This is a genomic window from Roseomonas genomospecies 6 (assembly GCF_008365375.1).
Classification (GTDB): domain Bacteria; phylum Pseudomonadota; class Alphaproteobacteria; order Azospirillales; family Azospirillaceae; genus Azospirillum.
Window position 1 is genome coordinate 1 of sequence record NZ_QOKW01000018.1, and the last position, 14840, is coordinate 14840.

Sequence of the window (14840 nt, forward strand, 5' to 3'; positions counted from 1 at the left end):
GTCGGTGACGGTGGACCAGGTGACCTCGGTGCCGCGGCCATCGACGAAGAAGGTGTCCTTGCCCGACCCGCCGATCAGCCAGTTGGAGCCCGACCCGCCGTCCAGCACGTCGTCGCCCGACCCGCCCGCCGCGGCATCGTCACCACCCAGCAGGTTCAGGAAGTCGTTGCCGTCCGACCCGCCCAGCACCTCGCTGCGGGCGTCGCCCAGGAAGGTCCATTGCAGGGTGGAGACCGGCCCTTCGTAGGCGAAGGCCTTCACGTCCTCCGTCACGCCGTCCACGATGCGCTGCATGGCGGTGGAGGGGCGGTTGTCCACCGGCGGGGTGGTGGTCGGCGGTTCCGTGGTCGGGGGCGTCGTGGTCGGGGGTTGGGTCGCGGGAGTTCCGGTCAGGGTGATGCCGCTGCCGCTGACCTGGAACTGGTCCGCCGAGAAGCCGCCGGCGAAGCGCAGGGTCACGTCGGCGCCCGCCGTGGCGTCGGTGCCGATGCGCAGGAAGGTGACGCCGTTCACCGTCTCGGCCTGCACCTGCCCGGCGGTGAGCTGGCTGCCGTTGCCGGCGGTGACCGCACCCGACATCGCCGTCCCGGCGATGGTGAAGACGTCGCCGCCGGTGGCGCCGGTGATGCTGGCGAAGCCGTTGGCCTGGGCGGCGGTCATCGTCACCGTGTGGCGGACGCCGCCGACCAGATCCAGGTTCTCCACGCTGGTCAGCGTCATGCCGGAGATGTCGATCTGCGGCGTCGCCGTGGTGACCTTGCCCTCCGGATCGGTCACGTTGTCGGAACTGATGCGCAGCGTGTCGGTGCCGGCGCCGCCGTCGTAGGACACCGTGCCCGCGTCGCTCTGCGCGGCGATGATGAAGGTGTCGTTGCCGGCCCCGCCCTGGATGATGTCGGCCTCCGGCAGGGGATCGTGGGTGCCGCTGTAGAAGACGTCGTCGCCGTCGCCGCCGATCATCGTGTCGACGCCCCAGTCGCCGATCAGCGTGTCGTTGCCGGTGCCGCCGTCGAGCAGGTCGTTGCCGCCGCCGCCGGCCAGAAGATCGTTGCCGGCCTCGCCGTACAGCATGTCGTCGTCGGCCCGCCCGAAGGCCCGGTCGTCGCCGCCGCCGCCGTAGATCGTGTCGTTTCCGGTGCCGCTTTCCATCGTGTCGTTGCCGGCGCCGCCGATCTCGACATCGTTGCCGCCATGGCCCCAGAACCAGACGCCGTCGTCGTTGGCGACCATGCGGTCGTCGAACTCGCTGCCGATCCAGCGCTCGATGTTGGAGAAGCTGTCACCGGCGGCGTCGCCCGTGCTGTTCCCCGGGTTGCGCAGATCCAGAACGACGCCCGCGGTCGAGTTCGCGTAGGTCACCTCGTCGAAGCCGTCGCCGCCGTCGAACACGTCGGCCCCGGCGCCGCCCTCCATGGTGTCGTGGCCGATGCCGCCGGTCAGCGTGTCGTTGCCGGCACCGCCGTTCATCAGGTCGTTGCCCTGGCCGCCGTCCAGGCTGTCGTCGCCGTCGCCGCCGTTGATGGTGTCGGCATCGCCTTCGCCGAACAGGGTGTCGTTGCCGGCCCCGCCGTCGAGCAGGTCGTTGCCCCAGCCGCCGTGGATCAGATCGTTGCCGGCTTCGCCATAGAGCACGTCGTTGTCGGCGCGGCTGTAGATCTGGTCGTCGCCGGCCCCGGCGTAGATGGTGTCGTTGCCGTCGCCGCTCTCCAGCGTGTCGTTGCCGGCGCTGCCGATCTGCACGTCGTCGCCCGCATGGCCCCAGAACCACACGGGGTCGTTTCCGGCCACCATGCTGTCGTTGTAGTTGGAGCCGATCCAGCGCTCGATGCCGGTGAAGCTGTCGCCCGCGGCGTCGCCCGTGCTGTTCGCCGGGTTGCCGATGTCGATGGTCATGCCGGAGGTGGCGTTCTCGTAGGTGACGACGTCGAATCCGTCGCCGCCGTCGAACACGTCGGCCCCGGCCCCGCCGTCCATGGTGTCGTGGCCGACGCCGCCGACCAGCGTGTCGTTGCCGCCGTTGCCGATCAGGATGTCGTTGCCGGCCCCGCCGTTCACGAGGTCGGCGGCGTCATCGCTGGTCAGGGTGTCGTTGCCGTCGGTCGGCGTGCCGGTCACGGCCAGCTCATGGGCCCAGCCCCGGGCCCCGGCGCCCTCGACACCGGCGAAGGGGGAGGGGGTGAACACGGGCGCGGTGCGCACGTCGAGTTTCCAGGAGGCGCCCCGCGCCGCCGGACCGACGGGACCCGAGGAGGCCGCGACCGCGGCACCCGTGGCGGCGGCCAGCCGGTCGAGGAGCAGACGGCCCGCCTCGCCCGCACCGGCGTGGCAGGCGTGGATGTGGATTTCGGTGCCGCGCGCGTCCGGCCAGGAGCGGTCGAGCAGCGACCGTGCGTCCAGCGGCCGGGCACCCAGCAGGACCCGTCCCGGCTCGCCATGGGCGACCACATGCAGGACGGACGGACGCGCGGCGAGAGCGGCGGCCAGCACGGCATGGCCATCGTCGGTGGCGGAGACGAGCGTAACCTGAACGTCGGGACGGCGGTGGCTGAGCAGCCCGTCGAGATCCTCAAGCCCAGCGTCCGCGATGATGACTTCGTTCAAGGGAGACTCTCCGTAAATTTTGTTGTGATCGTTGGGATGCCCAAGCGCCCCGCCCGCGTATACGGCAAAGCGTGCGACTTCCTATGACATGATTTTACGGGGCATATTCCTGCAACTGCCTAATAAGGAATAACTCCTAGTCCTCATAATAAGCGCCAGTTCTATTGATATGCATGCCAACCGGAGGAATTCTTTAGGCAATCAACTCCATCTGAACTTAAATCCTTTGGTTGCTCCTGAACCTCCTTGAGGAGAAGGGCAGGCGCAATCGATAGCGCCACGGCGCATTCCGGGAGGCGGACGCACGGACGGCGCTGACACGGATGCCCCAACTCCCTGTTCGGGGAGGCGGCGCGAAATTCCGGGTGATGGCGTCATGATGAGATGAGCGGATGGCGTCACCCGCTTCGGAGCGGCCGAAGCACAGCGGTCCCGGGGCCAGGAGAGTTTGGTGCTTCCGCGGGACCCGCGCTGAGGCGACAGGAGTCCCAAAAACGACAAAGCGCCGTCCGGGCGGGCGGCGCTCTTGTCGGTGTGGTTGGCGACAGGCCAACCCGGCAACTGGATGTCGTCCGTGCTGATCCGTGATCAGATGACGGCGAAAAGGCGGGACTTTTCGATCCAGGCGTTCATGAAGGCAACGAAGCCCTTGAGGAAGCCGCCCGAGGAACGGTTGTCGTTGCGGGCACGGAAATCAGAGAGGTTCGCGTAGGCCATTGTCAGTCTCCGTCATGTGCGGGGAAGGGGGTGAGCCGAGGCTCAGCGGGTGGTCAGGGCCTGGAAGATGAGGAAGGCCGGGGTGGCCCGGAACCACGACACCAGGAAGTCACGGATGGCCGGGCGGCCCTGCGAGGCGGTGGTTTCGGTGTTCGAGAAGGTGAGGGTGGTCATTGCTCTCTCCGTCGTCTGCTGAAGAGAAGGTATCGTGGTATACCAAATACCAGAAGAGCAAAGGCCGCAAACCGGCGATGCCGAAAAATTACGGCCGCACGGATGACTTCCCATCCTTACTGATCGATTTCCAGATTGCTGGGTATTCCAATCAAATGACACTTGGGAAACCGATGAGGTGAGCCGGTATGCTCCTGCTCGAGATCGGGAGATCAGGACGTGATGCCTCGCCTCGGCAGCGAACGGCGGATCGGCGTGTTGCCCCGCTCACGGTCCCTGTTTCTCCCGGCCGGAGCCGAGCGCCGATGCGCACCTCCACCGTCACCGGTCAGCAACCGGCCAAGCGGTAGATCCGCATGACCGCCCGCTTCCCATCCTCGCGGTGGCGCATCTGGATGATTTGGCCCCGCCTCTCCAGAGTGGTGATGTGCCGGCGCACCACCTCTTCACCGGCGCGCTTGCGGGGCGGCGGGGGCGGCTCGGGGTCTTCGGCCCACCGATCGGGATCGGCCGCCGTATCCGCCGCCTCCCCCACCGGGCGCCGTTGATAGTGCGGACGGGTGGTGCCCAACACCGCCTGGATCTGCGGAAGGCTCGCCGCCGGGCGTTCCACGAGAACCCGCAAGAGGTCTTCGAAGACGCGGTCCCGGCGTCCGGCGCGGGTGCGCTCTCCCTTTTCCAAAGCCTGTTCGATTGCGTGGACGTCGTGCTCCAGCACGGCGCGTTCGGTGCTTTCCAGACGGTGCAGCAGCGCCAGCCCGGCCTCGGCGGAACGCCGGACGGCGGCGAGGCCGGCTACGGCCCAGGCTTCCGTGCGGCGGGGGGCGTAGTCTTGCCGCACCCCCCGCCCGAACCCCATGGCGATGCCGCCGATGGCGGCGCGCGTCAGGCCGGCGTGGCGCAGCCAGATGTCGGCGAGGATGCGACCGGGGGCCGCTCCCAGGGACGGTGCCGCGGTGGCGTGCCAATGGGCGAGGAGCATCACCGCGCCAAGCACCGGCGGCATCGCCGCGAAGACGCGCAGAGCGGCCGGGTCCAGCGCGTCCTCCAGCCGCCGGCGGGCCAACGCGCGGTCGACCGGCTGTCCGATGACCTCCAGGAAGCGCTCGTCGGAACCGGCCTCGATGGCGGCCTCGACCTGGGCGCGGCGGTTCCACAGGCGGCGCTCGACCACCGTGGCGGGCGGGCGCAGCAGCGCCATCAGGCGGGGTGCCGCGTACAGGTTCTTCGTGGCGGTCCGTCGCGCCGCGCGCCGGCTGAGGCTCAGAGTTTCCCGCGCCATCCGCAGATCCTCGTCGGTGCCGCGGGGCAGCGCGTCGATGCCGTCGAGCCGCAGGTCGTCCTCATCGACACCGCGTCCGTCGAGCGCCATCGAGGCGACGGCGGAGCGCAACAACCAACGCTCGTGCCAGCCCCGGCGCCGGTGCGGCGGCGCGGCCGCCAACCGCTCGTCGAGCCGGGTGACCGCGGCTGTGGCCGCGCAGGCCGCCGTCAGAACGGCGCTGCCGATAAGGCTGGCAAGGCCGTCCACCGCGGCGGCGGGCGGGCGGTCATTGGAATCATCCTCGCCGCCGCCCGCAAGCAGGGCGTCGATGTCGTCGATCCAGCGGTGACCGCTGCCGCCAGCCGCAGGGGTGCTCGCGGGGGTATCCGGGTGTCGCCGGGGGGGTGCCGAGGGAGGCTCCGTCATCGTCACCTTTCCGCAGATCCAAAGCCTTCGGCAGTCGGTCGGCGCCGCTTCCGCTCCGTTCCAGGTTAGCCGGCGGTCCGGTGGGTTGGAAGGCATTGTTCAACATTTAACCGCTCAAAATGGGATTGGACGGACGATGAACTCCGCACGCTTGCCACGGTCCGTCGTGCCGGCTGATAGCTCCGCTGTCTGTCGTTGTCGGGTGGATCAGTTTAGAAGCCGGCTTTCCGCGGCTTCCGACCTGTCCCGGCCGGCGTTTTGCAGACCAGATCCGTTTAGAAGAGAGTGGATCGGTTTAGAACCGGACCGCCGACACCGAGGTCGGCCGCTCCAGGCGCGCCATGACGCTCGATCCCAGCCGGATCGCCGGGCCATTCCGCACATGTCCGCAGCCCGGTTTTGCAGTCCGCGATCCGGCGCCCTGATCCATGTCGCAGATCTCCTCCGGGGCGCTTCCGATCATGGGACGGCCGCCCGCGCGGTCGCTGTAAAGAAATTGGCGCGCTCCGAAACGGTCGTTTACTCTCATTCTCCATAACTTTACAAAGGGGTGTCCGGAGGTCTTTTTTCCCGGCTTGGGTGACGTTGCTGGGTTAATCAGTTGAAAAGCAGCGTTTCAGCCGCTTCCTGTCATCACCAGTCCTGTTTTGCTGGGCTAATGATGCGAAAAGCTGCGGGTTGATCAGACGACAAGTCAGAGCTCCTTTGCCTCTCTTGGGCTCAACCTGTTTCATCAATGCCGGCTCTCTCTCTGCGGCAACCAAGCGGACCCCAGTTTCCGGTGCTTTCGACGGCGCCATCACCCCCCTGCTGCCCCTCGCCATGGGCTGGGTTCCGGTCGTTCCTGGACAGGGGTGTGGGCGGCCAAATTTTTTCCGCTGGTTTTTAACCGCCCGGTTGATGCTCTGCGCAGAGCTTGAAAATGAAAGGGGGTGGCGGTACGGCTTGCGCGGTGGTCCGGCTTGATGACCGAACTCTGGGCCGGATGCGCCGCATGGACAGGAAAAGGCAGGCCCCATGGCGCTCATCGGCTACGCGCGCGTTTCCACCGAGGACCAGTCGACCGAGGCGCAGATCCTCGATCTGAGGAAAGTCGGCTGCACCGAGATTTTTCGCGAGAACGCCTCGGGCGCCGACCGCGAGCGCCCGCAACTCAAGGCCGTGCTGACCCGGGTGAAGAAGGGCGACACGCTGGTCGTCGTGCGCATCGACCGTCTGGCCCGCTCGCTCGCCCACCTGCTGGCGGTCATCGACACACTGGAGCGCAAGGGGGTGGCCTTCAAGTCTCTCGGCGATCCCATCGACACCGGCAGCCCGCAGGGCAAGTTCACCCTGCAGATTCTCGGCGCGGTGGCTGAGTTCGAGCGCTCCCTGATCCGCGAGCGCACCAAGGCCGGTGTGCGGGCGGCCAAGGCGGTTGGCAAGCAGCCGGGCAACCCCGGCCTGGTCGCCAAAGACCCGCTCACCCGCCGGCGGGTCGCCCGGGCGCGGGACGACCGCCGGAGCGAGCGGGTGGCCGCTGGCGCCGGCGAGTTCCTTCCCGTCGTGCGCCGCCTGCGGCCGGCCCAGCCCTGGGACCGTGTCGTCGACGTCCTCAACACCGCCGTTAAGAAGCGCCCCGGCGACAACCCGGCGCCCTGGACGCGCGACGCGCTGATCCGTGCCGTCCGCCGCCTGGTTGCCGACGGCCTGGCCGAACCCGATCTGCTCAAGGCCGCACCACGCCGCGCCAAAAAGGCAATCGCGCAGGACAAGCGCTTGGTGGAACTGGTCGCGACCATCCACAACGCCGCCGCCGGCGAAAAGCCGACCCTCACCCGCATCGGCCGGCAGTTGGAACGCCAAGGCGTTCTCACCAAAACCGGGGCGCGGACCTGGGCGCCGTCGAGCGTCAAGGCACTGCTCGACCGCGCCCGCGAACAGGGCTTGCTCGACCAGGAGGACAGCCCCGCGGTGCCGTAGCGGTTACGCCGGCCACATCAATCCGGCCCCTTGCGTGGTGAGACCGCGGCGCACAGCATCGGCTTCGGGGTCGAGCCAGGGCAGCGCGTTCCCGTCCATCCAGTCGGTCAGAACCGATCGGGCCCGTTCCAGCACCAGCGCCGCAGCCCGCATGCGGCGGAGCTTGAACCGGGGCGGCAACGCTTCGTAGGGGCAGGCCCGCTCCCTGGCCGTGGGCGGGGTCACGCCCACATCGGCCCACAGTTCGGCGATCCCCGCACCACGCGGCGAGCCATCGGGCACGACGGAGGCCAGTTCCTCGATCACAGCCCGCAACAGCCGAACCCACGTCCCGCCGGCGATCCGGCCGGCCGGCGTCTCGGCGATGCCGCGCGTGACCGCCTGATGCGTGGTGCGATCCAGCCGCAGCAAATCGGCCTCCGGGGTCGCGCGCTCGAACGGCCGCTCCTCGATGACACTCCAGGTGCGGCCCGGAAGCACCAGGGCGCGCATCAGGAAGATCTTGTGGACGGGGCAGGTCAGCGTCCATGGCAGGTGCCAGGACAGACGCCGGTACGGCGCCTCATCCGCCTCCAGACAGGCACGGCACGCCCATTGGCCCATCCAGGTCCGGTCGATCCATGGCAGCGTCTTCGTTCTGACGATCGGTTCGTCGGGCCTGGTGATCAACCGCGTGCCGGCGACGTAGGCGACCAAGCACGCGGCGGGCGGCGTTACGCCGTCGAGCAGGAACGGCACATGGCCCGACAGGGTCATCGCCCGGATGCGGCGCGGCGCTTGCCCGGTCTTGCGCGCCAGCCACGCGACCAGTTCGTCTGGCGGGGCCTCGTCGAGAGCCACGCCGGTCTCCGTCGCCGCGGGACCGTCGCTCCCAAATAGCTGCTCGCCGGCCAGACCATATTCCCGGCCAATCCGGGCCAGCCAACTCGACAGGCACTCGCCGGGTCGGAGCGGCGGAACGACCGGCCAAGAGCGGACGGCCGTGAAGGGACCGCTGGGGGGAGCGGTCATGCGATGGCAGGAAGCGTTGTGTGCCCGATCACGGCGGTGGCGGTGATCCGTTCCTCCTCCGACTGGATCGCGCGCACGCCGAGGTCGACCAGCGTCTCGAACACGCTGGCGGTCACCCCCTGGCTGTGCGCCGCCAACGCCTTGACCGCCCGTGCCGTCAGTACCGAGGGCCGGCGCAGCGGCAGGGAGCGCAACACCCCGCCGACCAGCGCGTCGAATTCCTCGCCCGGCGCCCAGGTCGGCAGGTCGATGAACCGGAACCGGCGGGCGAGCTGGCGGTCGTGCAGCAACGCCTCGCGGGCGTCCTGGGTGCCGAACAGCACGAGAGGAATTTCCAACGTGTTGGACAGATGGCGGATGACCGCCAGCATGGTCCGCTGCTGACGGACCGTCCCCATCAGCATGTTGTGGGATTCGTCGATGACGATCTGTCGGACGTCCATCAGGCGGTAGAGATGAATGATCCGCTCCGCCATGAGCGGCAGGTCCGATCGGCCGGTCCGGGGCGGGGCATCGATGGCCCGCAACAGGTCCGTGTAGAACCATTTGATGTCGCACAGCGGCGGCATCTCGATGCCGATGACCGGTGTCCGCCGTACGCCCGCCGTGCGCTCGGACATGGGAGGATGGTCCCGCAGGTGCTTGCGGACGATGGTGGTCTTGCCCTGTCCGGACTCGCCCCAGACCAGCAGGTTGAGCTTGATCGAGCCTCTCGGTCGCTCGAGCTGTTCCGTCATGACATCCAGCACATAACGGCAGCGCGGGTCCCGATCCCGGTCGGGCGCCGCGGGCCTCGTCGACCAGCTTGCGCCGCGCCAGCACCATCTCGAAGATCATCGCCTCGTCGACGCCGGCTCGTCCCTGCCGGCGCAGCGCGCGGGTGGCCGCCTTCAGCTCCCACTTGGAGATGGCCGGACGGCGCAGGTTCCGGTAGGGCACCTCCAGGTACTCCCCCGACACGCCCCGGACGAAGACCTTGGACAGGTTGGCCGGATCGTAGTGGACCGTCACCCACGCGTTGTTGTGAAGGAAGGGCGTCAGCGCCTCATGCCAGTAGAGGACGTTGAAGAGGTGGATGCCGTCCTGCTGGACCTTCCGATCCTCGAACGGCAGGAAGTCACGGTGGAACGTCCGCAGGTCGGCCGGGGTGCGGAAAGTCCGCCCCTCCGTGTCGGCGGTCCATTTGGCGAGCGGTGCCGTGCCGATGCCTTCGTGGAAGCTGGCGTGATGCTCCAGGATGATGCTGGCTATCAGCCACTCGATCTCGGCAATGGTGAGGCAGGCGTTGCCGGCCGGATCGTAGATGCCCCGCTCCTTGATGGTGGAGAAGGTGGTGCCGGGCAAGAGGTGCAACTCCTGCATGAGATGGCCGATGCGCCGTTCGACGTGGCCGCCCATGTGCGGCGTTCCCGGCGGCCGGTACCGCACCTCGATGCCGTAATCCTCGCAGGCCCGTGTGAAGGCCTTGGAGTGGAACTCCTTGCCGTTGTCGACGTGGATGACCTCGCACAGGCCCGCGACCGGCCATTTGGCCGGAAGACCGCGCGCCGACAGCCAGTCGCTCTTGTCCATCACCGCGTGGGCGACGCAGGCCGCCACACTGGACACGCTGGGCGGATCGAAGGTCAGGTAGAAGCCGCAGTACATCCGGGTTCGGATGTCCATCGCCAGGGTGATGAACGGGCGCCCGATGACCTCCAGCGTGTCGGGCTCCACCCCCATCACGTCGGTCGGGGTATGGTCGATCTGGACGATCTCCAAGGCACGTTCGGCTTCCAGCGATCCACGGATCGGGTTGAAGTCCTCGCGCGCCTTCTTGGGGCCGTGGCGCCGCTTGGTCTGCTCCCGCTTGCTGATGACCGCCAAGCGGGCTTCGACGGTCTCACGGGCCGGCCTGCCCAGCCCTTCGGCGGCGCACCGGGCGTGGATGCCCTTCATCAGCAGTGATTTCTTCGGCTTGAGCAGATCCATGTAGCGGGTCTGGATCTCCTCCTCGATGATCGTTTCGACGCGTAGAGCGAGCCGGCGGGCGCCAACCTGTGGACCCGGCGTCTTCGGCACCAGTGACCGGGTTCGGGGATCGGCTTCGTAGGCTTTGAGCAGCCGATAGAGATGGTGGGGACTGAGCCCCAGTTCGGCCGCTGCTGCGGCCATCACTTCGCTGCGGGCACCGTAGGCGGGTGGCTCCAGGACCAGCCGCCGGATCACGCGTTCACGCTCTCGGGCGATCTCCCAGATCTCGTCCGGCACACCCGTCAGCGGCTGGTCCCCGCGTGGATGGTTCTGCACGTTTCACCCGATCCACTCTCGGCTTTTCACCAGAATAGCTCTGCTTTTCGCATGAACCGCTCTGAGGAAAGGGCTTAACCACCGCAGAATTCCTCACCCACTTTTCGCATCAACGACTCTACGGCGACACGGTCGGCGCCCACTTCAAGTCGCTGCGCGACCCGATCGACACCTCCACACCGCAGGGCAAGTTCGCCCTCCAGGTGCTGGGCGCCGCGGCCGAGCTGGAGCGCGCGCTGATCCGCGAGCGCACCAAGGCCGGCTTGCGGGCCGCCAAGGCGCGCGGACGGGTGGGAGGCAATCCCGCCCTCAAGCGCCGCGATCCCGAGGCCATCGCCCAGCTCTCCGCCATCCGCGACCGGCAGTATGTGGCCGACCTCCTGGCCACCATGGACGCGTGGCTGCCCAAGGTGCGTGCCCTGCGCCCGGGGAACTCCTGGGGCAAGGTAGCCAGGGCACTCGGCCGGCTCGGCTCGCCCGACCAGCCCTGGACCGCCGACCGGCTGTCGCGGGCGGTCCACCGCCTTGTCGCGGAAGGCTTGGCCGAGCCGGACCTGATCGCCCCGGCACCGCGCAAGCCGCCCAAGGACGACCTCCTGTTGGTCATCGCCGGCATCAAGGGGGCCGACCCGACCATCAGCCTGCGCGCGATCGCCGCGCGCTTGGAGGAGATGCACATCCGCACGCCGCGCCGTGGCACGACCTGGTCGGCGTCTTCGGTCAAAGCGTTGCTCGACCGCGCCGAGCGGTTCGGACTGTTCATTCCGGTGACCGATGGGAAGCGGGCTCGTCGTTCAGGGCCTGACGCGCCAAGCGTCCCAGAAGCTTGATCCGGTCCTTGGCCTCGAGCCGGCGCGAGGCTTGCCAAACCGGACCGCGAAGAATGTCTTCGGCCATCCGCCGGTAGACGGAGGCTGAGCGCAAACCAAAACCGGGAACCCCGGTTTCGGCGAGGGACAAGGGTGCGCGGCCGATCACTCGGTTGGCAAGGTTGCCTTGAACCGGTCCGCGGCGGGCCTCCCGAAACAGGGTGTTCAAGATCCGAAGCAGACGCTGCCGCTCCCGGCGTTGGGCGGCGAGTGCGGCTTTCCTCTCGCGTTCCTGTCGCCGATGGGCGGCGGCTTGCCAATCCAGCAGCGTCTTCCGAGCGATGGCGGCAGCCTCCTCCTGAACGGTCCGAACGGCCGTGAGCGCGGCGGCCTGCGGGCGCGCCGGCCATCGGCTGCTGCGGTCAACCAGCATGCGGCGGCCCACATCGTCCAACTCGGTATAGAGCATGCCGATGCTCAAAGGACGGGGCGGCAACACATCCTCCAGCCAGGAAAAGCCGTAGCCGCGCTCCGACGCGCTTTCGGTCAGCAGACGGGCCACGGCCGACAACAAGGCCCGGCGCCACCAAACCGGGACCGTCGCCAGCGGATAGGCGGAGGAGCACCGCAGCCGGTCCTGCCATCTGGTGGGCCATGGCGGCTGCACGATCCGGTTGATGAGAGCCCAATCATCCCCATTGGCCATGTTCAAGTGGCAGAGCAACCGGGCCAAATCCTCGACAAGGTCGAGAAAGGCGTGCCGGCTTGAGCGGCCGGCCCAGCAATCGTCGGGTTCGTGGCCGTCGAGGACCGCCGCGAGATGCTCTTCGAACGCTCGCAAGTTTGCCCAGTCATCGAGGGCACACGGTCGCGTCAACCCGCCGCCTCTGTCCTCATCGCCGACAGCCTCATCGAGGAATCGACCGCAATGCCCGCACAGCAGAACGGCGGAGTCGGCGAGCGTCACCCACCGTTGCGGCTGCCAGCCGTCACAAAAATGACAGCGCTGTTCCAAAGGCAGCCCATGGGTGGCGCACAGCCCCCGGGCGGCGATGGCCCAGTCGCGTCGAAGCCACGCGTCCCGTGCGGCTTGCCGATCATGCCGCAGGCACGCCGGACACCAAGCCACCTCGACCCGTCCGTAAGGCCCCCAGGCCGTCGTGTCGTCCGGAGCCCGTTCCCAACACGCCCAGGGGCGTGGCCATCCACGTTGGGACAGGGCCATGGCCGCCACGGTTTCACGGTCCAGACGGCTCGATGCGGCCAGGAACCGGATGTCCTCCGCGGAGGGAGCCCAATCAATATCGCGTTGATACGCGCCTTCGGAGTGTCGGCCGAACAGAACGGCCGGGGTCAATTCCCAGCCCTCCAAGCCATAGCGACAGGCGATCCGCGCACGCCAGGAGGACAGCAGCTCACCAGCTATCGGACGAGGGGCTATGGGAAAGGTCTGAACCATTCTCATCCCGTGCCCGCCCGTGTGCGGGGCGGCCGGGCCAGGCTTTTCATCGTCATGGCGACGAGCGGCAACACCAGATCGTCGCTGATGAACGACGACAGGTCCAGTTGCTCCCGACCGGACCGGATCGCATCGACCGCCACCGTTTCGATCAAGCGGCAGATCCGCACCGTGACCCCGTCGGTCAGCTCCAAGACGCGTTTGCGCACGGCGGCGTTGTCCAGCTGGGACGCCTTGCGCAACGGCAAGACCGCGGACAGGCTGGCCAGCAGCAACCGAAGCGGTTCTCCATCGCGCCATCGCGGCAAATGGAACGCGTCGAACCGCTCGGCGAGTTGCGGGTCGGTGAGCAGCGCTTGGCGCGCGAGATCGGTCCCGGCGCAGACCAGCGGGATGCGCAAATCGTTGGCCAGGAAGCGGATGGTGTTCAGGAAGATGCGCTGCTGCCGGTAGGTCCCGGCCAGCATGGTGTGCACCTCGTCGATGATCAGCAGGCGCGTGCCCATGGTGCGCAGCAGGTGGCGGCACAGATCGCGGATTTGCTTGGCGGCGGGACGGCTGCCCACCCGTTGCGGCGCTCCCAACGCGGCGAAAAGCTCGCCGTAGAAGTCCGCCTCATCGGGCTCCGGCGGCATCTGGAAGGCCACGACCGGCATGGTCGTCATGCCGGATGTCCGATCGAAGGAGGAGGGGTGCGCCCGCGTGAAGCAGCGGACGATCATGGTCTTGCCCATGCCCGTGTCGCCGTACAGGAGCAGGCAGGGCATGCGGTCGCGCGGCGGATAGCTCATCACGTCGGCAAGCCGGGCCAAGGCGGCGTCGGCGGTCGGGTACTGGATCCAGCGGTCGGCGCGCACCCGGGCGATGCGGTCTTCGGCGGGCAAGGTGGCGAGAGCCCGGTAGGTGGGGTGCAGGTGGGCGAAGTCCTCGGTCACGACCAGTCCTCCACGGCGTAGGGCAGCAGAGGAATCGGGGCCGGCCCGACCGCGCCGTCCCCGGCCGGTTCGGGAAGCGTCTGCGGACGATCGGTCGCGATGGGCGGCGGGCACGGCAGGTCCTCGGCGTCCGTAAGATGCGCAACCCGCTGTGCCGCCCGCCGCGCCCGTTTCGTCTGTGCCGCGGCTTCGGCCACCAGGGCGCGTTGGGCTTCCACCGCGTCGAAAATCAGCTGTTCGTCGACCGCGGCCCGACCCTGTTCGCGGAGTCGGCGCTGAGCCTCTCGGTGCTCCCACAGGCTGATGGGAGGCCGGGCGAGATCGCGATAGCGGATCGGCCAACGGGTTCCGTCGGGCGCCTCCAGCCAGATGCGCGACAGGTCGCGCGGATCGAAACGCACGGGCAGGCGCGTCTCCACCCGCCCAGCCCACACGCTCAGCACGTCGTCCCAGTAGTGGATGTTGAACAGCCGGATGCCATCGCGCCGAACCATCCGCTCCTGGCAGGGCAGCAGGTCGACCAGAAAGCCGTCGAGGTCGGAGGGAACCCGCACCGCTTCGGGGCGGCGGGCGAGGGCACCGGTCCAGGCGGCCGACGGCGGCAGGCCGATGCCGTCGTGCACGCCGGCATGATAGGGCCCGACGATCTGGATCGCCAGCCATTTCTCCAGCTCTGCCAGCGTCAGCGCCGCGTGCCGTTCGGGATCGTAGTTGCCGCGTTCGGCCACGTTGGCAAAGGTGGTGCCCGGCAGCAGATGAGCCTCGCCCATCATTGTGCCGATCAGCCGTTCGATGTGGCCGCCGTAATGCGGCGTGCGAACCGGGCGGTGGAGAAGGTCAATGCCGTGCTCCTCGGCGCCGCGCTTGAGGGCCTGGGCGCGGAATTCCTTGGCATTATCAAGGTGCAGGGCATCGGGAAGACCGGACACCGGCCAGGGAGCGGTGATGTCGCGCGCCGCCAGCCACGCCTCCTTGGGGGCGACGGCATGGTGAAGAGCCAAGGCCACCGACGCCGACGAGGGGGCCCGGTACGTGTCAACGCGAATGAGACAGCCGGTCAGGTTATCGTAGCTCCGGGTTCAGGCTGGACCGCGGCGCTGTTGCCGAGAGTGGCGGCCGTCCGTCTGCTTCCAGCGTGCCGGCGCGCTCGGGCCGCACAAGGCCCTTCCGTCCCACCCCGTGGGCGGGGGCCC

The 14840-nt window shown here is 68.3% G+C and carries 10 protein-coding genes and 3 pseudogenes; 3 read left to right on the plus strand and 10 right to left on the minus strand.

What is annotated here, in order from left to right:
- The 4 genes from DS843_RS20440 to DS843_RS20445 form a co-directional block, all read right to left on the minus strand.
- Positions 1-2601 (minus strand): DUF4347 domain-containing protein (locus DS843_RS20440; RefSeq protein WP_149470684.1); only part of this gene is annotated, 2601 nt, incomplete at its 3' end.
- Between the two features lie 588 nt (positions 2602-3189).
- On the minus strand, positions 3190-3318 hold the full coding sequence (locus DS843_RS31815) for a hypothetical protein (protein WP_286192213.1): 129 nt from the start codon (positions 3316-3318) through the stop codon (positions 3190-3192).
- 42 nt (positions 3319-3360) lie between these two features.
- Positions 3361-3492, minus strand: coding sequence for a hypothetical protein (locus DS843_RS31820; RefSeq protein ID WP_286192214.1), 132 nt, complete (start codon positions 3490-3492; stop codon positions 3361-3363).
- Between the two features lie 328 nt (positions 3493-3820).
- Entirely contained in the window at positions 3821-5182 is a 1362-nt protein-coding gene (locus DS843_RS20445) for a hypothetical protein (RefSeq protein WP_149470685.1), read from the minus strand.
- A gap of 1017 nt (positions 5183-6199) precedes the next feature.
- Between DS843_RS20445 and DS843_RS20450 the strand changes: the two genes are divergently transcribed.
- Complete coding sequence (locus tag DS843_RS20450; protein ID WP_149470686.1) at positions 6200-7144, plus strand: recombinase family protein; 945 nt, start codon at positions 6200-6202, stop codon at positions 7142-7144.
- A gap of 3 nt (positions 7145-7147) precedes the next feature.
- Here the strand turns inward: DS843_RS20450 and DS843_RS31825 are convergent, their stop codons facing one another.
- The 3 genes and pseudogenes from DS843_RS31825 to DS843_RS32065 form a co-directional block, all read right to left on the minus strand.
- Positions 7148-8155, minus strand: coding sequence for a TniQ family protein (locus DS843_RS31825; RefSeq protein WP_286192215.1), 1008 nt, complete (start codon positions 8153-8155; stop codon positions 7148-7150).
- Positions 8152-8907, minus strand: a pseudogene (locus tag DS843_RS31830) (TniB family NTP-binding protein); the annotation flags it as partial. The pseudogene DS843_RS31830 and the gene DS843_RS31825, both read right to left, overlap by 4 nt.
- A 250-nt stretch (positions 8908-9157) precedes the next feature.
- Positions 9158-9232: pseudogene (locus DS843_RS32065) on the minus strand (hypothetical protein); the annotation flags it as partial.
- Between DS843_RS32065 and DS843_RS31835 the strand changes: the two are divergent.
- Entirely contained in the window at positions 9203-10102 is a 900-nt protein-coding gene (locus tag DS843_RS31835) for a hypothetical protein (protein WP_286192217.1), read from the plus strand. The pseudogene DS843_RS32065 and the gene DS843_RS31835 overlap by 30 nt on opposite strands.
- A gap of 485 nt (positions 10103-10587) precedes the next feature.
- A pseudogene (locus tag DS843_RS31840) lies at positions 10588-11274 on the plus strand (recombinase family protein); the annotation flags it as partial.
- Here the strand turns inward: DS843_RS31840 and DS843_RS20465 are convergent.
- From DS843_RS20465 to DS843_RS20475, 3 genes are read right to left on the minus strand one after another with little or no spacing between them, the layout of a single operon-like run.
- Complete coding sequence (locus tag DS843_RS20465; protein WP_167525381.1) at positions 11204-12712, minus strand: TniQ family protein; 1509 nt, start codon at positions 12710-12712, stop codon at positions 11204-11206. The pseudogene DS843_RS31840 and the gene DS843_RS20465 overlap by 71 nt on opposite strands.
- 2 nt (positions 12713-12714) lie before the next feature.
- The gene (locus DS843_RS20470) at positions 12715-13647 is read right to left on the minus strand and encodes a TniB family NTP-binding protein (protein WP_208852282.1); all 933 of its coding nucleotides are present in this window, start codon (positions 13645-13647) and stop codon (positions 12715-12717) included.
- The gene (locus DS843_RS20475; protein ID WP_149470690.1) at positions 13644-14648 is read right to left on the minus strand and encodes a Mu transposase C-terminal domain-containing protein; all 1005 of its coding nucleotides are present in this window, start codon (positions 14646-14648) and stop codon (positions 13644-13646) included. The genes DS843_RS20470 and DS843_RS20475 overlap by 4 nt, the downstream gene beginning before the upstream one ends.
- Positions 14649-14840 lie beyond the last annotated feature (192 nt).

Coding starts and splice junctions, on each gene's coding strand:
- DS843_RS20465 (WP_167525381.1), bottom strand. CDS start 12,712: ATGGTTCAGACCTTTCCCATAGCCCCTCGTCCGATAGCTGGTGAGCTG.
- DS843_RS31820 (WP_286192214.1), bottom strand. CDS start 3,492: ATGACCACCCTCACCTTCTCGAACACCGAAACCACCGCCTCGCAGGGC.
- DS843_RS31835 (WP_286192217.1), top strand. CDS start 9,203: ATGCCAGTAGAGGACGTTGAAGAGGTGGATGCCGTCCTGCTGGACCTT.
- DS843_RS20450 (WP_149470686.1), top strand. CDS start 6,200: ATGGCGCTCATCGGCTACGCGCGCGTTTCCACCGAGGACCAGTCGACC.
- DS843_RS31815 (WP_286192213.1), bottom strand. CDS start 3,318: ATGGCCTACGCGAACCTCTCTGATTTCCGTGCCCGCAACGACAACCGT.
- DS843_RS31825 (WP_286192215.1), bottom strand. CDS start 8,155: ATGACCGCTCCCCCCAGCGGTCCCTTCACGGCCGTCCGCTCTTGGCCG.
- DS843_RS20445 (WP_149470685.1), bottom strand. CDS start 5,182: ATGACGGAGCCTCCCTCGGCACCCCCCCGGCGACACCCGGATACCCCC.